Source organism: Trichococcus pasteurii, assembly GCF_900112935.1.
Lineage (GTDB): Bacteria > Bacillota > Bacilli > Lactobacillales > Aerococcaceae > Trichococcus > Trichococcus pasteurii.
Genome location: NZ_FONM01000001.1, coordinates 336,539 through 356,044, shown reverse-complemented (window position 1 = coordinate 356,044; position 19,506 = coordinate 336,539). Strand labels below are relative to the sequence as shown.

Genomic DNA, 19,506 nt, shown 5'->3' with positions numbered 1-19,506 from the left:
CTATCCAATATCTACACTACATAAGCGAAATAGTGAAGATATTTTGTATATTATCCAGATAAATAATCCTTTTTTAGCGCGACTGACCCGACTTTTTATGCTCAACACAGGTTCGCTACAATAAGAAAACATCCGATTCGGGATTATATGCCCCATCTCTCCCCATAGTTTCTACTCTACTTATCCAATTTTTTCCAAGTAAGTAGAATCGAAGTGAATCTTTTTGATGATCAATTATGCCGTCCAATTGTGATTTTACTTTAACAAATTGAGCTGGATCAATCGTGCATTCAAAAACCGAATTCTGAACTCTCTGACCATAGTTGATACACGTTTTTGCAACTTTTCTCAATCTCTTCCTTCCAGATGGATCTTCAGTATTTACATCATACGTTATTAATACCATCATCAGAATCATCACCTCTATGAGATAAACGGTGGATATTCATCCAGATCACCACGAATATGTCTTGACAACAGTTGTGCTTGAACATAAGGAATTAGTCCAATCGGAATCGTCTCTTTTATGAAAGGATGTGTAATTTCGATTTGTTTCCTTTTTTGCCATTCGGTTAATATTTTCTCTCTTCCTTTTTCGTTTAAAAGGACTGCATCATTTTCTTTCACTTCAAAATCACTCTTTGATATTTGATTACGATTAATCATAGTCAATACCAAGCGATCAACCATGTATGCCCTCAATTCTTCTATCATATCTAAAGCTAGACTTGCCCTTCCTGGTCTATCAGTATGGAAAAAACCTACGTAACTATCTAACCCTATAGTTTCTAAGGCTGCTTGAACCTCGTACGTAAGCATGCTATATAAAAAGGATAACATAGCATTGACCCTATTCATAGGAGGTCGCTTACTTCTCATAACAAATTTGAAATCCTCTTGCTGACTCAATATTAAAGAATCGAATTGTTGAAAGTAAATCCTAGCAGCATCACCCTCGACACCTCTTAAACTCTCTTTTTCTCTAATATCATTCACAACTTGGATTTGGTTATATAAGTAATCTGTTACCTTTTGGATCTTCTGGGAATCAATTTTATCTGGGTGATCTCTCAGTAGTCTTAAATATACCTTCCTGCTGTTAATTAACTTAGCTTCAATGCACCGCTTGGCAATCATCAAAGAGCGATCATCATCCGATATCCGATATTGCGTCCGTCTTAAAAGAACGTTCCCATTTGTAACACCAATAAACTTCCCGCAAAATCTACCATTAGGAGTTAAAAAGGTAATTGAAATATTGTTTTCATTGCATAATTTTACAACACCAGGACTTGCTCCGACGTAATTAAAACATACGATACCTTCAAGTATATGTATTGGGAATCTCCGAATGGTCTTACCATCTTCTTTGATAATTATATTCTCGCCGTCACGAGCAAGATAGTATTCTTCATTTGTTATGTATAGCGTATTTAACAGTTTTCTCATGTCAAATCCTCATCCAATCGCTGCGACATATAATTTGCTATGCTTACTTTTTTCTTAGTTATTCTAGGCATACAAATATCAACAAGAGAGCATTCTTTGCAATTTTTTGATATTTCTGCGGGTGTAGTGATATTCTGTTCATAAAGATGATGCATTTCATTCGATAGGTGAAAAACTAAATTTCTCAGCTCTTCAGTAATGTCCACTTCTATCTTCTTATTTGTTTGATTATAGTACAGATAGGATTTTGGAATTTTTATATTTAACTTTTCCTCCAAGCAAATAACTTCCGCCACCAGTTGGACGATATCACGTAAATCTTTTTTTTGTTTTCCCCGCTTAAATTCTACGATTACAGGAGACCATTTCCCCCTCTTACCAGGTACCGAAATTCCATTTATGTCATCTTTTGTAAATTCTACAACATCTAACACACCACTCAAACCTAACAGGGATGAGGCAACCGGCATGGCTCTAGAAAAAAATCGGTCTTTCCTTTTTTCCTTTACATACGGATTATCCGCTTTCGTATGAAGCAATTGTCCTTCCATCGTCCATCTGTTTTCGCTCCATTGCTGTTCAATGTGTATTAAGCACCACTGCCGTTTGCAAAAGTAAAAATGCTGTATCCCTGACAGCATCAGAAAATCATCGCTATCATAGACCATACATATGTTCAAACTTAAGACCCAGCAATCCTGCTTCCTCAATTTTCTTTTCATCCAAATGGATTTGATAGTCTTCATAAGAATGAACGTCAAACGAATCCAATTGCTTATAAGTTAACATATCAAACACTTTAGAACTTGATATCACACCTAACTTAGAAGGATGTGTGAACCAGTATATCTCTTTCACATCCATGCTCCCTTCAGGTCTTGCAGAAGAAGAATCGTTTACAAAAAGAGTACGAAGACTTTCCTTAAGTATATCAACATCTTCATTCGAAAAGCCGGTTTTTTCTGCAAAATAAGCATTTATGCTTCCTTTAATTAAGTATACTCCGTACTCCACAAATGGTTTTGTTCCCATGGTATCTGAAGATCTTCCCTCTGCCTCCATTCCGTTTGTGCTACGAGTGATTTGCATTGAAGTAATATTTACAGGAGAGAGACTTTTGGCCATGCTGATTGATACTGGACCACGTATGCCAATCGATTTTTTGTCGAATGTAATAACCTGTCCGAAACTTCTTACGTCGAGCCATTCATCGCATGCTCGTTTATAGATTTCATCATCAATGTCTTTAGGTGAAAATAAATTTTGATATCTTTTTTGAAGAGAACGGAATCCATCGTCAATACGATCATTAGACTTTACAAAAATATTATATCCCATATCCTGCATGCGATTGCGAATTTTCCTTTTAATACTGACATCACTCATTACTCCTAGGCCCTCTAAGTCGGTTCTGGGATAATTTCCATTTAATGGGTCCCCATTAGGATTAGCGTCCACAACTTGTACTGTTACAATAAAATCAACCTTTTTTTCAAACTTCGTCATGATTATTTTCCTCCCCTTGATTCATTTTTTTTGTATAAGTTTGTTTTTTTTGAGCGTAGTAACCGAAAATAAAATCTTCGTTCAATCTTGAATTTTGTTGTCCACTGCTTAAATTTAACTCATTGATTGCATTAGTCACTTCTGACAGCAAAGCATCATAGTAATAATAATATTTATTGTTTTTTTTCAATCGATCCAGGTAAGGTCTGATTCTCTTGATAAGTATTCCGTACGTTTTTTGAGGTGACTGCATATATGTCGCCCAAAGTTTTTCAGCGTTAGTAATTTTATCACTACTTGTTGCAGTCGTTTCGATTAGTTCAATTACAGCCAGTAACCTACCATACAAGTAATCCCTACTATTATTCATCTCGTCCAACTTACTTGTCACTTCCTCCCGTTTGTAATCCCATTTATATTTTTTTAATACAGAACATGCAGTGTTTAACAGCGTATCCCATCCTTCTTTGTAAGCAATGCGTTTCGATAGATTATTCATTGTCTTATTCACAATATCCATCGATATTTTTTTCCCATCCACTATAGATGGCAGCAATCGCTCCACAGTTTTTTTCCGCAAGGCATCATCATACATTTCAATGCGTTTTGAATCTTTATTAAAATGTCCATATGTAACATTGGCAATTTGAGACAATGAAGGTGTCTTTACTTTTAGATATTTCCCATAACCATACTGCCAATTTGTTGTTGCATACCAGTTGCTGACGCGAGTGGTCAAATCCCCCATAAATATTTCCCTGAAATATTTGACGGATATTCTTCCATTACTAACTTTATCAATAATTAGTACATAGAAACGTAAGCTATCAAAGTCTTGGTATAAAGCAGAATGTGTACTCAGCATTTCCCCACGGATATGATCATTTACAATCTGCGCTTTGTTAGAAGTTATCGTATATTCTTCCGTGTCATCCCAAAAAGATAACGAATCATCCTCAACTTGAGCCTGTGAAAATGTTTGTTCACCCATAAAATCATAATCATAGTCCTGCAAATCTACACTCGGCCAAGTTACGACCCTAGAACTAGCATCCAGCATGTGACTGGTACTTTTATTTTCCAGTAGATACTTCAACATATTATGAATTTTCTGAGAGGTGACATATCCCACTTTGGTAACAGAAGAACCATCCTCGAATCGACCATAATACGTCTCAATGTGGTTACTAACTGAAATTAATTTCGCATTCCCCATAAGGCCGCGGTGTTTTTTAGTACAATAGGTTTGTAGCCCACTAATATCACATATCTCTTTTGGTAATTTGTCTAATTCACTTTCAACAAAGCTGATATAGTTTTTATGTAATTCCTTATCCTTTGAAACTTTCCGGTTTCTTTTTGACTTTGTTTCAATGCAAAATGTAATAAAATCTTTCGAGGATAGAGTGAAATTACTATCATCAGCCGATACCATAATTTTATTAGCATCGATTTTATATGCTGAACGAGGATAAAGATAGAGTATTATGTCGCTTAAGAGGGTATCTTGTTTCAGATATTTCCATATACTGTTCAATACGATATTTCCATTGTCTCCATCATTAAAGTTTACCCATTTTTCAAGATTCGAAATGTACGCATCAAATTTTTCTTGTGAAAAAGCGCTAGTGATATAGGATAATTCATCACACAGAGGATGTGGTGCCTTATCATTTGCCCTTGCAACAGAAGCTTCCGTTACGGGGAAAATGATAATTTCATTTTTTTCAAGGTAGTTCGCCCTTAAAAAGTCTCCCTCTTCGCTTAGTGTTATTTCAATGATATCTTTTCCGTTATTAGAGCGTTTGTTAGTATGAAATATCGGTAGCAATACTGCACTATTATTTAAATTATCCACATCATCAACCAAATCGCTCTCTTCACAACTCAGATAAGTTTTATATAAAGCAGTAAATACATTCAATTTATCTACACCTCCTCCATTTTACATTTTTCGTATTCCTCATCTACTGATGTTATTCCATCAAGCGTAAAATTTTTGATAGAATAATCTCTGAGTTCTTGACGAATTACGCACTCCTCAGGTCGCCCGAATGTAATCACACCTTCATGCATCTGAATAGCTGAAAAGTTGGATACTAATTTTCCAGCTGAAGATTCATCATATGATTCTCCTGGATAAGAAAATGAATGAAACATAATCCCAAAATTAATAGATTTGTCATGATAGTAAGGGACTGCATCTTGATAGTCAGTCGCGCTTATTCTTTCTACCGCTCCAATGCATTCCCTAGTCCCAATAAAAACATCCCGTCGTCCACCTCTGTCTAGTGAACGCAACAATATTTGTTGATGCTTTATCTCTTGTCTATCGTTCTTCAAATCAGGACGATTAAGATTCCATTCAAAATGAAATTTCACCAAGTATTCAACTTTTGTGAGATACGTATAGTAACTAAGATCATTGCCTCCGTTTCCGGTCGTAATTATCGGCCGCATACCCATCGTTTCAGTCTGGATTGGATTCATCACTTTCAATTCATCGATAAAAAAAAGCAGTGTTGGCTTCCAATAAATACCCTCTGTAATTCCTTTCATAGCCTGATATGTAGGGATTGGATAGGTAAATTTCTCTCCTCCCCCTTTTGTGACCGGATCCGTAAATAAAGCATATTCTCCTGTCAAGCGATAATAAAAAGGTTTCGACTTAAATTGTCTATCCATTTTTTACTCCTTCCTTTTCTTTACGGTAAAAGCAATTGCAATGCACTTATGTTTAATCCAATTTTTTCATCGTAATATTCCTTCAACAAAATATTTATCGAGCCATCCATTAACTCTTCAACGTAATCTTTCATTTTACCTATATCATACACCTGTATTGTATACGGTTGCAATTTTTTTAAAACTTTTTTCACATTATTGAATTCATATTTTTGTATTGATTCATGTAGTTCTTCTATGTAATCCAATACGTCGCTATGGGTATCTGAAAAGAAATAAGGAACTATGACTGTGACGGTTTCTTGTTTAATCAGATCAAAACTTTTACCAGCTGTCAAAAAAGATTGCGCTATAAACAAAGAATTATTCAGTTCATTGCAACTATCCCGGGCTTCTTTGTTGTATCCTAATAATTCTATCAAGTTAGTTCCATTCGTGTTGTAACCCATTAACGAGGTCTGATTTGCATAATGTTTTTCATAATACAATTCCTGTAATTCCTCTAAATGGAATATTTGGTCGTTATCCGTAATGTTCAATTGATTCATGGCATATAAGCTTGCATTCCTTGCTTCTTCAATTTCTTTTAGACTCTTCAAATTTTCTTCTTCGTATTTAAAAATTTTAAATAAACCACGAGATAATTTACCGTTTCGATTACAGCGACCGGCTGCCTGAATCAAAGAATCCACTCCGCTTAAGGAACGGTAGACAACATTAAAGTCAAAATCCACACCAGATTCAACTAATTGAGTGCTGACCACGATAATTTTTTCAGGATCGGTCACTTCTTTAAGAGTAATCTTTTCAGTGTAATCCTTAATTTCATTAATAATTTTAATCCTATGTGCCGCACATAAATTAGTGGTTAAATAGAATATCTTAGACTTACTAACTTTTTTTAATTCTTCGTATAAGGTTAGAACAGCTTTTTTTGTATTCAGGATTATCAAGACACTTTTATAGTTGCTTAAATCATAGTTTATCTTATATATGAGTTCACTTGTATTCAATGTCTGCTGATTTTTCCCTATTAAATTATACGCATCTACTCTGGCAAAACTCTTTTTCATTGTTTCATCAAGAATTGCCAAATCAGCGTTGAAATTAGAATTCTGAGTATATTCTATTGGATAGTCTAGTTCCGAATAATCTAAGGTAGGTTGAGTGGCAGTACACAAAACAATATTGGTCTTCATGATAGTACTCATAAAGTTCATCATCAGATTGAAATGATAGAGCACATTAACTGGCAAACTTTGGACCTCATCAATAATAATTATGCCATCAATGAATTGATGGAACCGTCGAATATTACTGCTCTTATCTTTAAACATCGTTTGAAAAAACTGAACCATTGTTGTTAGTACCACTGGGCTGTTCCATGAATCAATCAAATACTGTTTTTGTCGATAATCTAAAGTTGAGGATTCCTCATCTGAATTAGTGTCTCTTTCGCTTATGATGTTGGAATGATGCTCCAAAATATAATCTGAATCAGATAATGTTTTTTTTATAACCGCAGCATTTTGTTCGAGAACAGATAGAAAGGCAGTTATGTAAAAAATGCGTTTTTTATTGTGCGAACAAGCGTTGTTTATAGCATAGCGCAAAGAAGCATGAGTTTTGCCAGATCCGGTTGGCATTTCCAGTTTGTATATGCCATAATTATTTTGTATGCCGGCAACACGAAGCTGTTCCGAAAGAAACACACGATTTTTATTAAGCTCACTCGGATTTTCAGATTCACTAAATTGCCGTGCGATATTTTCAACTTCTTGTAGGCTTCTTTTGAAAAAATCCTCCTTTTCAGTTTCATCTATCTTCTTAGTTCTATCGTCTTCAAATACATTCGCAGAGTCGTAAATATCACCCTCTTTTAATATTGATAATCCCAACCGAACAATGCAGTGTAAATAGTACGCATAGGCGTTCTTTAGTAATTTTTTATTTTTCTGATTGCATAATTTAAGTATTTTACTATCTATTGCCTCAAATTCCATTAAAGCATCAGAATAAAAGTCCTCCAAAGTTTTCCCTTTTTGCTTGAATATATCTTCCTTCAATTGATTCACGAATGGTATGACGTCCTCTTCAAAATGATACTCTTCAGTTTTATCGTATGTTATCCGTCTCTCCATAATGTAATCGCATTCAAAATTTACCACATCAAACAAACCATGATGTGAAAAAACTATGTACTGGATAATTTCGTTCATTACCTTCTGAGATCTTTTAATTGGACTTTTCCCTAAAACATTAACAAGGTATTTCCCACCTGCCGAAGAATGGTTCACCCGGTCTTTTGTTCCATTGTTGATATAATGCTGAAAACGACGATCCGCCTTACCAAGATCATGCAGTATCCCTACTAAATACATAAAGTTGGATAATTCAATATGAGCACCTGTCTCTTCACAATATTCAGCAACGGAGAATAGATGCTCTGATAACGATTGTTTTTTCCCATCTGTATTTGATTCTCTATGTGCAATTATCATGATTGTCACCTCTTGATGGTAATATAGCATACTCATTTTCTAATTGCAATAATTAATATATATAAATAGAATCTTTATAATGAAAATCCCTAACAAATAAAAAATTTGAATTTCCTTTACCTATCATGTAATATTACATTGTCGCGTATGCGTGGATTGAAATTATTTCTATATCTTAATAGATATAAGTGCCCGTGCAGAATTTTCATGTTCTGCACGGGCTATTTTTTTGTTCTGTAATACTAATTTTTCAGAGTCAATTGTCCTAAGCTCAGCAATTTACTATTTCATGAGTCTCCTCAATTTGTTAATCTCCAATTTTTGGGTTTAGTCGTTTTGAGTCTTTTTATCATTGTTTCCTTTTGAGTCTCTTTCCGTCATAAACACCACCGCTCAGTGATTTCCATACTATAAAGCATACATCTATATAGTTTGATAATCAAATCATTTTCATCACTTTTCTCCATCATTTCCACTTCTTAATTCCGCTCATATCATTTCCCCGCCCCATCTAAAAGTGCTACACTTTAGTTGATATAAAAGCAATCATCAGGTTTAATTATGTACAGTCCACATGGGGCACTCACAACGACTTTCAAATCAGAATCATCCTCAGGAATGGAGAGAAAAAACTATGGATACGATCAGCAATTATGTAGATTCCGTCTTCGCACAGTTACCAACCACTCCCGAAGTATCAGAGCAAAAGAACGCCATGCTAACGAAAATGCAGGATAAGTACCAACAACTGAAAGCTGAAGGCAAAAGCGAGCACGAGGCAATCAGCGGCGCCATAGCAGCTCACGGAAACATCGATGACTTCACCTCATCGTCCACAGCATCCGCTTCGGCTGCACCTGCAGCAACCCCTGAAAACGAGGTCTTCCTTTCTCCCGAACAAGTCGACGAATACATCAATCATCGCCACCACTTCGCTTGGGCGATGGCGACCGGTGTTTTCTTGTGCATCATGGGGCCGGCCAGCCTGTTCCTTGGCCAATACCTCACCGGTTTCAGGGGAGGCCGCACGAGTGAATTGTTGGATATCCTGACGATTGTACCGCTGTTCCTCTTTATAGCAGCCGGCGTCGCGCTGTTCATCCTTTATGGCATGAAGGAGCAGCAATTTGAGCTAGAGGAGAAACGGGTCCAGCTCGATACCGCAACCTACGCCAGGCTGAAAGCTGAACACAAAAATTTCCGGCCGCGGCTGGCGGTCGCTGTCGCAATCGGGGTCGCGCTCTGCATCCTGGCGCCCGTCTCGATGCTGCTTTCCGTCGTCCTGCTCGGGGAAGAGAATGGTCTGTCGCTTGTGTTTCTGCTCAGCTTCATCGCGATCGGTGTCTTCCTGTTTATCTTTTATGGCATCCAGGACGAAACGTACGAGAAACTGCTGTCGATCGGTGAGTTCGCGAAGGATAAGGCCGAGAAGAACAAAGTGGTCGGTATCGTTGCGGGTGTCGTCTTTCCGCTGGCGGCCGCAGTCTATCTGATCGCCGGGTTTGTTTACGGCATGTGGGCGACCGCTTGGATCATTTTCCCGATCGTCGGTATCCTCTTCGGGATCTTCGCGACTGTCTACAACGGTTACATGGATCTTAGAAAGAAAAAGTAAGATATCGGAAACTATCAAAAAAGTCTACAAATAAAAGAATGGGGTCTGTTCATTGCGTTAAATGAACCGGTCCCATTCTTATTTTGTGCCTAAAATAGATTGGTGTCGGGTTTTGTGACGGTTGCAATCGCTGAACAGTCGACAGTTGCGGAATCTCTCGGCTGTTCACAATGCTATCGATCCGGAACACCCGACACTTCGACTATCTCTCGGCTGTTCGCGATGCAATAGATCCGGAACACCCGACACTTCGACTATCTCTCGGTTGTTCGCGATGCAATCGATCCGGAACACCCGACACTTCGACTATCTCTCGGTTGTTCGCGATGCAACCGATCCAAATCAACCGACACTTCGACTATCTCTCGGGTTTTCACCTCGCAATATGCTGAAACGCCAGACAAAGGGCCACCTCGAAAATCGAGATGGCCCATTATACATGTATTTAACTATTCCCCGGTATTCTCATCCATAATCTCAATATTCGTGCGCATCAATTCCTCGATTTTGCCGCTGTCTTCCATTTCATCAAGGATGTCATTCACCGCATCCAGAAAATCATAGCTGTCTTTCGCGACAGCGATGGCGGATTCGTTCGGCGTGCTGGCGACGTCGAAATCGGCGAGTTCAAGGCCTTCGTTCTCTTCGACGTATCGCCTCGCAACGGTCTCAACCATCAATACGGCATCCGCTTTGCCGGTCACCAAATTCAAGATGGCCGTGTTCCATTTCGGCACGGACTGGATTTCCGCATCCGGGAAGTTTTCCAGCAGGTACGTTTCTTGGATCGTCGCCGTTTGCGTCGCCAGGCTGGCCTTCTTCAAATCATCCTCAGACCGGATATCCTTCGCATCCTCCGACTTGATCACCAGTGCATCCTTTTGAGTATAATAAATGTCCGTGAAATCGACGCTCTCTTTTCTTTCTTCCGTAGGGTTCATGCCGGCGATGACCATATCGACCTCGCCTGCGGACAAGGCAGGGATCAGGCCGTCGAAATCCATGTCCTGGACCTCCAGCTCGACCCCCAGTTCATCCGCGATGGCTTGGGCGATGGCGATATCGAAGCCGATGATTTTGTCTTCCCCGTCCTGCACCAGATGCCATTCATACGGGGGATAATCGGCACAGGTTCCGACGACCAATTTGCCGCTGTCCTTGATTTCCTGAAGGGCGCTGCTTCCGTCCGTCGCAACGCTGTTCCCGATCCCGTTCGTGTTTCCGCATGCCGCCAATGCCAAGAGGCTCACCGCTCCCAAAACCATTTTCATAAACCCTTTTTTCAATCGTGATTCCTCCAGATTCCTTCAATTGCCTTTAAAAAAAGGATGCCCTTTTCAGAGCATCCTTGCACTTTTATTGGTTTGTTGCGTTTTTATTCTGCTGTGTTGTCTTCCATCAATTGTGTATTGACTTGGATCAATTCTTCGATTTTTCCGCTTTCCTGCATTTCAGTCAAAATGCCGTTGACTGTTTCAAGGAAATCTCCGCCATTTTTAGCGACTGCGATTGCAGATTGGTTCAATTCGCTGTTTACGTCGAATTCGGCGATCATCAAATCAGGATTTTGGGAAACGAATTGTTTCGCAACCGTTTCAACCATCAAGACAGCGTCCACTTTTCCGGTTGTCAAAGACATGATGGCTGTGTTCCATTTCGGTACGGATTGGATTTCAGCATCCGGGAAGTTTTCCAGCAGGTAATCTTCTTGGATTGTCGCTTTTTGTGTTGCCAATGCAGCAGTCTTCAATGCATCTTCAGATGTGATGGTTGCAGCGTCTGCTGATCTGATCACCAATACGTCTTTTTGTGTGTAGTAGATGTCAGTGAAGTCGACGCTTTGTTTTCTTTCTTCAGTAGGGTTCATGCCGGCGATGATCATGTCGATCTTGCCTGTCGTCAGGGCCGGGATCAGACCGTCGAAGTCCATGTCTTTGACTTCCAACTCAACGCCCAATTCATCAGCGATTGCTTGTGCGATATCGATATCAAAGCCGACTACTGTATCTTTACCGTCTTTCACAAGATGCCACTCGTATGGAGGATAATCCGCAGATGTACCCATCACCAATTTGCCGCTGTCCTTGATTTCCTGCAATTTATCTGTCGTTGTTGTTGCTGCTGAATCCGTTGCGGAGCTGTCCGCTGTTTCGCTTGTATTGCCGCATGCCGCCAAAGCAAGAATGCTCATTGCACCCAAAGCTAATTTCAATAATCCTTTTTTCATCCTAACCCCTCCAAATATGTTTTTGTTTTTATAGGACTTTCGATAAGAAATCCTTTGTCCGCTCATTTTTTGGATGATTAAAAATCTCATCCGGTGTGCCTTGCTCCATCACTTGGCCTTCATCCATGAACAGGATGCGGTCGCCGACTTCTTTCGCGAATCCCATTTCGTGCGTCACGACTACCATCGTCATGCCTTCCAAAGCAAGGTCTTTCATTACCTGCAGCACTTCGCCGACCATTTCCGGATCGAGCGCGGATGTCGGTTCGTCGAAGAGCATCATGTCCGGCTCCATCGCCAAGGCCCGTGCGATTGCGATCCGTTGTTTCTGTCCACCCGATAATGATTGCGGATAAACATCGGCCTTTTCGGACATGCCCATGCGCGCCAACAATTTTCTGGCAATCGCTTCGGCTTTGTCCTTTGGTACTTTCTTGACCTGTTGCGGTCCGATCATGATGTTGTCCAATACCGTCAGATGCGGGAAAAGATTGAAGCTTTGGAATACCATGCCCATTTTCGTGCGGATGGAATCGATGTTCACACCCTTTTTGTTGATTTCCTGGCCTTCGAAGATCACTTTGCCGGAAGTCGGTTCCTCCAGCAAATTCATACAACGCAGAAACGTGCTTTTACCCGATCCGGATGGTCCGATGATAACGACCACTTCTCCAGAGTTGATTTGTTCATCGATGCCTTTCAGGACCTGTTTGTCGCCGTAGGACTTCGTCAGTTTTTCTGTCTTAATCACTTTGTTTCAACCTCTTTTCTAGAATGTCCACTAATTTGGAGACGATCGAAGTCATGATGAAATACATCACGGCAGCGACCACCAGTGGCGCGAACGGCAGGAAAGTCGCACCGCGGACCGTATTGGCGGCGAACATCAGGTCGCGCAAGCCCAAAACGGAAACGATCGATGTTTCCTTGATCAGGGTGACGAACTCATTACCCAAAGCAGGCAAAATATTCTTGATTGCCTGCGGATAGATGATTTTTTGCATGGCCATCGCTTTGCTCATCCCAATCGAGCGGGCAGCTTCCATCTGGCCTTTGTCCACAGCTTGGATACCGGAACGGATGATTTCGGCAATGTAGGCTGCTGAGTTCAAGGATACGGCGATGACTCCAGAAAGGAAGTCAGGCAACTCGATGTTGATGACGTAAAGGCCGTAATAAATGATGAATAATTGCACCATCAGCGGTGTGCCGCGCACGATTTGGATGTAGCCATAGGCAATCCAGCTGAGGATTTTGTTCGGCGACATCCTCATCAATGCCAATCCCGTCCCCAATATGACGCCCAGTACGATTGCGCTGATCGAAAGGCCGATCGTATAGCCTGCACCTTGATAGTAGACCGGCAGATAGGTCTCTAGAAATGATAAATCCATTTGTGTATAATCCCCTTTTTAAATAATTATTGATACAACACCCGTTATCCGGGTACTAAAAAACCGCCCCTTGTATTGCTACAAGAGACGGGTCAATGTTTGATTCCGCGGTACCACTCTAGTTGATCTGCTGCGAAACAACAAATCCACCTCGATTATATTAACGCATAAAGTGCGTAAAAGGCTACTGAAAATTCACCTTTTCGTCATCCGAAGTGCGCTTCAATCTGATATTTCACTGCTGGGCTTCCACTCTGTCCCGGCTCGCTGGAGAAAATATTCAAATCTACTCTCTTCATCACTGACTTTGTTTTATTCAGTTGTGGTATGAAATCATAATATAAGATTTGAAAAGAACTGTCAACAAAAAAACTATCATCGGATTTTCATATGATTCCTTTTTCTGAGAAAAGTAGCGGTCAGTCGAGTTTTTTCTCATTTTCGCTCCCTTTTTATGACTCATCCACAATTTGTTGCACGCGCCCGACTTGGTCGCCTTCAACCAACATGACTTTGATGCCGTGCGGATGGTTGGGGCTATTCGTCAAAAGCCGTTTCACATGCCCTCTTGTCAGTTTCCCTGTGCGTTGGTCTTTCTTCAAGACGATATCGACCAAAGCGCCAATTTTGATGTTTTTTCTGAGTTTTCCGTCCATAGTTTCCTCTTTCTTAAGCAAGCTCTTTGCTTAGTGTGATGATTTGATCGACTGCTTCGTCCAAATAGTGGATCGTATCGTGCAGCGCCTGATCCGTTTTGATGTCCACGCCTGCCAAAGCTGCAGCTTCGGCAGCTTCCAATTGGTCTCCGAGCGCAAGGAATGCCAACCATTTTTCGACAGCCGATTCCCCTTCTGCTTTGACGCGCAGGAAAGCCTGAGTCGCAATCGTCAATCCGGCCGAATAGGTGTAGGAATACAGCCCCATGTAGTAATGGATCTGGCGCATCCATGTCAGCTCCGCTCCGGCGTTGATTTCCACAGCATCACCCCAGAATCGCTCCAGCACGCTCCGTTTGATTTCGCTCAATTTGCCGGCATCGAAGCTCTTGCCCGCGTCAATCAAGTTGTAGACTTCCCTTTGATAGGCCGCCTCAAGCAGGTGCGTGACGAAATTGTGGAAATAAGTGTCGGATAGCATCTTCGTCAAAGCGAAGCGCTGCATGCGCGCATCCGTGCTCTTGCGCGCCAATGATTCCGTCAACAGCAGTTCATTGAAGGTGGATGGTCCTTCGATCAGATACAACGATGGCTCCGCTCCGAGGATGCTGTTGTTTTCGTTCGAAAGGATCATCTGCCCGGCATGTCCCAATTCATGGATCAGCGTATACACATCGGAAAGTTGGTTCGCCCATGACATCAGGATGTAAGGGTGCGTGCCGTACGGGCTCGTGCAGAATCCGCCGGTCGATTTGCCGATGTTCTGGGCAAAATCGATCCAACGCTCTGGATAGGCCTTCATGATCCGGTCGGTATAATCCTGGCCCAAAACCGCTATGGCATCCTCGACCATCGTCTGCGATTCCTCGATCGATACTTCCGGCGAATATTCCGGATCCAGCGCGATCTTCAAGTCGGCATAAGTCATCTTGTCCAGTCCGCGGATTTCCTTCAGGTGGGTGATGTATTTCTGCATCACCGGGGCTAGATCGCTCATGATCGTGTCGATTTGGCGGTTATAAAGATCGCGCGTCACTTCCTGCCCATAGAGCAGATAGTCGATCACGGAATCAAAACCGCGCATTGTCGCCAGCGTCTTTTCCTTCTGCAGCTGGGTGTAGTAGGCCGTTGCGACCACGTTCTCGTAATCGCTGAGGACAGCCGAGAACTTATCGAAAGCCGCGCGACGGACAGCCGTGTCGTCATGGTACATGTAGTAATCTTCGTAAAGCACGAAGCTCAGCGGATATTCCTTCCCATCGACCGAGAAGGTGCCGAAGTCCATATCGCCAAGGCGGGCCTGTTCATAGATGGCACTCGGCGCATCCAACGTCGGAGCCAGCTGAGCCAAGGCCTTTTCGACTTCAGGCGCCAACTGGATCTTTTTGTTTTTCTTGATGTGGCGGATATAGGAAGCGAAACGCGCTTCTTCCGAAACGACCTGATCGAGGACAGCGGTGTTGCAGCCGATCAGTTCCGATTCAAAAAAGGTCAGCTGGGCGCTGATGTCCGCCATCGCATTGGCTGTTTGGCGGGACAGTTCGACGTTGTCAGGATCGGTCAGGTCGGTCGCTTCCGGCATCATCGCATAGTGATCTGCCAATGTGGCGGTTTCGATGAGCTTTTCATATTCCTTCATCGCGGCAAGGATCGTTTCGACATCCGTGAGTTTGCCTTCGTAGGTCGCAGTGAAGGTTGCTGTTGCTGCCTTGAGACCAGTCAATGCTGCCTCGAAGTCTGCTCTTGTTTTATAGAGGGCGGTCACGTCCCAAGTCAATGCCTCCGGAATCTCCGCGCGGGTTTTCAGTTGTTCTTGTGTCATGATTTTTTTGCTCCTTTTACTCGTGCTTTTTGACGAATCTCGAATGATTGTTTCCATTATAACAAAAAAATGCTGCCGGTGTCGGATGGCACCAATGCAAAAGCCCCCGCTAGCGAGGGCTTGATGCCTTCGCCCGCGAAGGCTGGTAATCCGTTCTCTCAGTAAGTTGCTTCGATGGCTTGGACCTGGTCATAGAGGTACTGGTTCGTTGGCGCAGGCAATCCGTATTTTTTCGCTTTTTTCAGTATGGTGCCTGAAAAGAGTTCGACCTCGGAAGGACGTTTTGCGATCCCATCCTGGCGCATCGACGGCATCCCCCGCGGCGTCAGTCTGTCGATGATCGCCAAATCATTCTCCAGGTCGGTTTCCGTCAGGTTGACGCCTTCCTTCTGGGCGATCGGCAAGACTTCGCGCATGGCGGCGATCATCAGCTCGCGGTTTGGTCCCTCTTTGTGGATGTCGCGGAATGTGCCTTCCTTCACCATCAGCACTTGGTTCACGCCGACATTCAGCATGAATTTCGCCCATATGCGGTGCAGGATATCCGCTTCGACTACATGCGGCAAGGCCGTTTCTTCGAAGAAAGCTGTCACCGCATCCAAACGATCCTGTTTTTCCGGAGCGTCGATACCGATCCGCAATTCACCGATGTGGACAGACTTCACATCATTGCCGATGCGCAACGCGTCCATCCCTTGGGCTACGCAGTGGACGACCTTCTCGCCGCCGAAAGCCGCCCCGATGACTTCTTCGCTGGAGATCCCGTTCAGGACCGAAATGATGGTCGTATCCGGACCGACCTGATGGCGGGCGGTTTCGATTGCTTCGTCCAATTGGGTTCCTTTTACGGCCAAAATGACAAGGTCTGCAGGTTCCAGACTGGCTTCCGTTTCGTCGACGTATTGGAAATCGCATGGCTCTCCGTTGAAGGAAATGCCTTGTTCCTGATAGCGCGCCATCCGCTCTTTGTTGACGACGATGCGCACGCGATCCTTTCCGATGGCTTTCGTGAAATGGTGACCGTAGAGAATCCCCAGGGCACCCAATCCGACGATCGCGACAGTTTCTATTTTCATTTAATCACGCCTCTTTCCGAAAGATTCTTGTATAATTTCATCTATTCAACCGGTTTGTATTTGCGCAACTGATCGATAAGATACGGCAAATCCGTCTCGAATTGGACGCCATAGTGCAGTTCGCGGCCGCTTTTCAGCGTGCGCTCGATCACTCTGCTGTTGTAGTGGACGGCCGTTTCGGTGGCTACGGTCAGCGGCAGATCCTGGAAAAGCAACCCCGCGATGACGCTCGTGAACAGATCGCCCGCGCCGTCATAATGGCCGGGAAAATGTTTCGCGAAGGCATAATGGGCTTCAGGTTCGTTTTGGCTGACGCAGACGGCTCCTATCGTTTCCATTTCCAGGGCAACCCCTGTCAGGATGACACTTTTCGGATTCAGCACCCGCAAATCAGCCAACAATTCCGCAACCTCAGCTTCCTTGTATGGCTTCTTCAACATAGGGCGTTTCGTCAAAAAGCAGGCTTCCGTCACGTTCGGCGTAATCACTGTCGCTTCATTGCAGAGCGCCGCCATCTCATCCACATATTCCAGCGTGAAGCCCGGATAGAGCACGCCTTGATCACCCATTGCCGGATCGAGAACAATATGGGCATCCTCGGCTGCAAAAGTCTGGATGATCCCCCGAACGATATCAATCTGCTGGCGCGAACCCAAATATCCGATCAGGATGCCGTCGAATTCGATGCCCAATGATTGCCAATGCTGCAGGATGCCGCCCATTTCCTGGGTCAGATCCAAAAAGGTATAGCCTTCAAATTCTTTCCCCGTATGGGTGGACAACAGCGCTGTCGGCAGGATGCTCACCCAATTGTCCAGGCAGCTCACTACAGGAACCGCCACGTTCATCGAAATGCGGCAACTGGCGGAAATATCTTGGATAATCAGTACTCTCGGTTGACTCAAATGCTTGCACCCCTTTACTTTTGAAACTCAATTATTCCCATTCTATCATCTTTTCATTGGATTTCCTCATTTTTCCATCATTTTGAAACTAATTATGAAAACGATGAGAAAAAGAGTGCAAACTTGGGCATAAAGGCTATAATTAAAAATAATGCTTGGAGGCGAGTCGCATGAAAACTGAAAAAAGCAGTACTTACAGATTGGTTGTTTTGGCCTTGTTTATGGCGCTTACTGTCGTCATGACCCTATTGTTCCGCATCCCGATTCCTTACGGCTACGTCAACTTAGGAGACATGGTGCTCCTGTTGGCCGGACTGTCCTTCGGCGGCAGCGCAGGCTTCTTCGTCGGCTCACTCGGCAGCATGCTGGCCGACCTGTTCGCCGGTTATGCCTTCTATGCGCCAATCACCTTTGTCGTGAAAGGCTTGGAAGGATTCTTTGCCGGCTGGTTGTTCCAGAAAATGGATCACAAGAAGCCGTTGGTTGCCACAGTGATCGCCGGTATCTGGATGGCAATCGGATACGCCATCGGGGACACGATCCTTTTCGGCTTCGGTGCCGCGATCGCTTCATTCCCGCTGAACATCGCGCAAGGTCTCGTAGGAGCGTTCTTGTCCACGTTGTTGTACCGTTGGTTGAACCCTTACATCACGAAGAAATTGAAATGACGAATGTGCGCGCAAGCGATGAAATCCGAAAAGAACGCCCACTCCGCACGGTTCGCGGAGTGGGCGTTCTTTTAACATGCATGCCTTTCAAAATAGCAGAGCAGCCAAAAACGGGATTGTGAACACCGAAAGCAGCGTCGAAATGAAAACATAGCGTGTTGAGAAGGCCGTATTGCCTCCGTACTGCATCGACAATGCGACAGCCATCGCAGGGCCGGGCATGGCCGCGATGATGACGAGGATCCCCAGCATGGTCGGGTTCGTCAGGATGCCCTTCAAAGCCCACCAAAGGAAAAGCGGAATCACGATCATGCGGTAGAACGCAAACAGATAGATTTTCCATTCTTTGAAGGCGCCGAGGATATCGATGTCCGCCAAAGACGCGCCGATGATGATCATCGCCAACGGGGATGTAATGTTTCCGATACTGGTGGCTGTATCCATCACCAACGTCGGCAATTTGATGTCGAACAGGAAAACGAAAACCGCGAACAATGAAGCGATATTACCCGGATTCAACAGGATCGCTTTCCAGTTCGCCCGCGACTTTTTGGAGCCTTTCGCAATCAGGAAGACGCCCAAAGAGTAGATCAGCAGGTTGTTGGGAATGCCGTACAGTGACGCATAAAACAGCGCGCCGGTTCCGAAAATGGCTTGCACGACCGGCAATCCCATGAAGCCGTTGTTCGTGAAGATGGTCAGGAACGCGATGGTCCCTTCCGTTTCTTCGTCCGCGCGGAACAGTTTGGGACTGAACTTGGCCAGTCCGACCGTGAAAAGATACATCAGCGTCGCGGTCAGCAAGACGAAGAGTGTGTCCGATTTCGTGCCCACTTCTCCTGCGCCCTCAACGGAAGCAATGACGAGCGCCGGCACCGTGACGTAGGTAATCAATGCCGCAAAATTGGCGTTCGCGTGCTTGTCGAAAACCTTCATGACCGTCGCGAGATAGCCCACAAACATGATCAAAACCAGCATGATCATCCTACCAAATACAACCCT

Annotated in this window: 18 protein-coding genes and 1 other annotated feature; of the genes, 2 read left to right on the top strand and 16 right to left on the bottom strand. The window is 43.4% G+C overall.

Translation table 11 applies throughout. The features are described 5' to 3' along the window. Positions 1–115: 115 nt before the first annotated feature. Genes cas2 through cas3 form a run of 7 tightly spaced genes read right to left on the bottom strand, consistent with a single transcriptional unit; the run spans position 116 to position 8,141 of the window. The gene (gene cas2 / locus BM184_RS01735; RefSeq protein WP_086942286.1) at positions 116–409 is read right to left on the bottom strand and encodes a CRISPR-associated endonuclease Cas2; all 294 of its coding nucleotides are present in this window, start codon (positions 407–409) and stop codon (positions 116–118) included. Positions 410–423: 14 nt separating this feature from the next. Further along, positions 424–1,449, bottom strand: coding sequence for a type I-C CRISPR-associated endonuclease Cas1c (gene cas1c, locus BM184_RS01730; protein WP_086942285.1), 1,026 nt, complete (start codon positions 1,447–1,449; stop codon positions 424–426). After that, positions 1,446–2,117, bottom strand: a complete 672-nt coding sequence (cas4, locus tag BM184_RS01725; protein WP_086942284.1) for a CRISPR-associated protein Cas4 — start codon at positions 2,115–2,117, stop codon at positions 1,446–1,448. The genes cas1c and cas4 overlap by 4 nt, the downstream gene beginning before the upstream one ends. Continuing rightward, positions 2,107–2,955, bottom strand: a complete 849-nt coding sequence (cas7c, locus tag BM184_RS01720) for a type I-C CRISPR-associated protein Cas7/Csd2 (RefSeq protein ID WP_086942283.1) — start codon at positions 2,953–2,955, stop codon at positions 2,107–2,109. Before cas7c ends, cas4 begins: the two co-directional genes overlap by 11 nt. Next, positions 2,942–4,879 carry a type I-C CRISPR-associated protein Cas8c/Csd1 gene (gene cas8c, locus BM184_RS01715; protein WP_086942282.1) on the bottom strand — a complete coding sequence of 646 codons (1,938 nt, stop codon included), beginning with the start codon at positions 4,877–4,879 and terminating at the stop codon, positions 2,942–2,944. Before cas8c ends, cas7c begins: the two co-directional genes overlap by 14 nt. 5 nt (positions 4,880–4,884) lie before the next feature. Continuing rightward, complete coding sequence (gene cas5c, locus BM184_RS01710) at positions 4,885–5,640, bottom strand: type I-C CRISPR-associated protein Cas5c (protein WP_086942281.1); 756 nt, start codon at positions 5,638–5,640, stop codon at positions 4,885–4,887. Positions 5,641–5,660: 20 nt separating this feature from the next. Beyond that, on the bottom strand, positions 5,661–8,141 hold the full coding sequence (gene cas3, locus BM184_RS01705; protein ID WP_177208501.1) for a CRISPR-associated helicase Cas3': 2,481 nt from the start codon (positions 8,139–8,141) through the stop codon (positions 5,661–5,663). A 634-nt stretch (positions 8,142–8,775) separates the two neighbouring features. Between cas3 and BM184_RS01700 the strand changes: the two genes are divergently transcribed. Further along, the gene (locus BM184_RS01700; protein ID WP_086942279.1) at positions 8,776–9,756 is read left to right on the top strand and encodes a hypothetical protein; all 981 of its coding nucleotides are present in this window, start codon (positions 8,776–8,778) and stop codon (positions 9,754–9,756) included. Positions 9,757–10,205: 449 nt separating this feature from the next. Here the strand turns inward: BM184_RS01700 and BM184_RS01695 are convergent, their stop codons facing one another. From BM184_RS01695 to BM184_RS01660, 8 genes are all read right to left on the bottom strand, one after another. Further along, positions 10,206–11,042, bottom strand: coding sequence for a transporter substrate-binding domain-containing protein (locus BM184_RS01695; protein ID WP_086942278.1), 837 nt, complete (start codon positions 11,040–11,042; stop codon positions 10,206–10,208). 89 nt (positions 11,043–11,131) lie between these two features. Then, positions 11,132–11,983 (bottom strand): transporter substrate-binding domain-containing protein, encoded by an 852-nt coding sequence (locus BM184_RS01690; protein WP_177208500.1) that lies wholly within the window; start codon positions 11,981–11,983, stop codon positions 11,132–11,134. Positions 11,984–12,011: 28 nt separating this feature from the next. Then, positions 12,012–12,734 carry an amino acid ABC transporter ATP-binding protein gene (locus BM184_RS01685; protein ID WP_086942276.1) on the bottom strand — a complete coding sequence of 241 codons (723 nt, stop codon included), beginning with the start codon at positions 12,732–12,734 and terminating at the stop codon, positions 12,012–12,014. Then, positions 12,727–13,377, bottom strand: coding sequence for an amino acid ABC transporter permease (locus tag BM184_RS01680; protein WP_086942275.1), 651 nt, complete (start codon positions 13,375–13,377; stop codon positions 12,727–12,729). Before BM184_RS01680 ends, BM184_RS01685 begins: the two co-directional genes overlap by 8 nt. An 80-nt stretch (positions 13,378–13,457) precedes the next feature. After that, positions 13,458–13,688 (bottom strand) — a binding site (T-box leader). Between the two features lie 141 nt (positions 13,689–13,829). Further along, positions 13,830–14,033, bottom strand: a complete 204-nt coding sequence (locus BM184_RS01675; RefSeq protein ID WP_086942274.1) for a YwbE family protein — start codon at positions 14,031–14,033, stop codon at positions 13,830–13,832. 13 nt (positions 14,034–14,046) lie between these two features. Then, positions 14,047–15,855 carry an oligoendopeptidase F gene (gene pepF / locus BM184_RS01670; RefSeq protein ID WP_086942273.1) on the bottom strand — a complete coding sequence of 603 codons (1,809 nt, stop codon included), beginning with the start codon at positions 15,853–15,855 and terminating at the stop codon, positions 14,047–14,049. Positions 15,856–16,013: 158 nt separating this feature from the next. Beyond that, a complete protein-coding gene (locus tag BM184_RS01665) occupies positions 16,014–16,931 on the bottom strand; it encodes a ketopantoate reductase family protein (RefSeq protein ID WP_086942272.1) in 918 nt (305 codons plus the stop codon). A 41-nt stretch (positions 16,932–16,972) separates the two neighbouring features. Next, the gene (locus BM184_RS01660) at positions 16,973–17,836 is read right to left on the bottom strand and encodes a pyridoxamine kinase (RefSeq protein WP_086942271.1); all 864 of its coding nucleotides are present in this window, start codon (positions 17,834–17,836) and stop codon (positions 16,973–16,975) included. A 170-nt stretch (positions 17,837–18,006) separates the two neighbouring features. On the opposite strand from BM184_RS01660, the gene BM184_RS01655 reads away from it, so the two are divergent. Further along, positions 18,007–18,504 (top strand): ECF transporter S component, encoded by a 498-nt coding sequence (locus BM184_RS01655; protein ID WP_086942270.1) that lies wholly within the window; start codon positions 18,007–18,009, stop codon positions 18,502–18,504. Positions 18,505–18,591: 87 nt separating this feature from the next. Here the strand turns inward: BM184_RS01655 and BM184_RS01650 are convergent, their stop codons facing one another. Beyond that, positions 18,592–19,488: an AEC family transporter gene (locus tag BM184_RS01650; protein ID WP_177208499.1), complete on the bottom strand. Its 897-nt coding sequence runs from the start codon at positions 19,486–19,488 to the stop codon at positions 18,592–18,594. Positions 19,489–19,506 lie beyond the last annotated feature (18 nt).

Coding starts and splice junctions, on each gene's coding strand:
- cas3 (WP_177208501.1), bottom strand. CDS start 8,141: ATGATAATTGCACATAGAGAATCAAATACAGATGGGAAAAAACAATCG.
- BM184_RS01675 (WP_086942274.1), bottom strand. CDS start 14,033: ATGGACGGAAAACTCAGAAAAAACATCAAAATTGGCGCTTTGGTCGAT.
- pepF (WP_086942273.1), bottom strand. CDS start 15,855: ATGACACAAGAACAACTGAAAACCCGCGCGGAGATTCCGGAGGCATTG.
- BM184_RS01655 (WP_086942270.1), top strand. CDS start 18,007: ATGAAAACTGAAAAAAGCAGTACTTACAGATTGGTTGTTTTGGCCTTG.
- cas4 (WP_086942284.1), bottom strand. CDS start 2,117: ATGGTCTATGATAGCGATGATTTTCTGATGCTGTCAGGGATACAGCAT.
- cas5c (WP_086942281.1), bottom strand. CDS start 5,640: ATGGATAGACAATTTAAGTCGAAACCTTTTTATTATCGCTTGACAGGA.
- cas1c (WP_086942285.1), bottom strand. CDS start 1,449: ATGAGAAAACTGTTAAATACGCTATACATAACAAATGAAGAATACTAT.
- cas2 (WP_086942286.1), bottom strand. CDS start 409: ATGATGGTATTAATAACGTATGATGTAAATACTGAAGATCCATCTGGA.
- BM184_RS01650 (WP_177208499.1), bottom strand. CDS start 19,488: ATGATCATGCTGGTTTTGATCATGTTTGTGGGCTATCTCGCGACGGTC.
- cas7c (WP_086942283.1), bottom strand. CDS start 2,955: ATGACGAAGTTTGAAAAAAAGGTTGATTTTATTGTAACAGTACAAGTT.
- BM184_RS01690 (WP_177208500.1), bottom strand. CDS start 11,983: ATGAAAAAAGGATTATTGAAATTAGCTTTGGGTGCAATGAGCATTCTT.
- BM184_RS01665 (WP_086942272.1), bottom strand. CDS start 16,931: ATGAAAATAGAAACTGTCGCGATCGTCGGATTGGGTGCCCTGGGGATT.
- BM184_RS01680 (WP_086942275.1), bottom strand. CDS start 13,377: ATGGATTTATCATTTCTAGAGACCTATCTGCCGGTCTACTATCAAGGT.
- BM184_RS01700 (WP_086942279.1), top strand. CDS start 8,776: ATGGATACGATCAGCAATTATGTAGATTCCGTCTTCGCACAGTTACCA.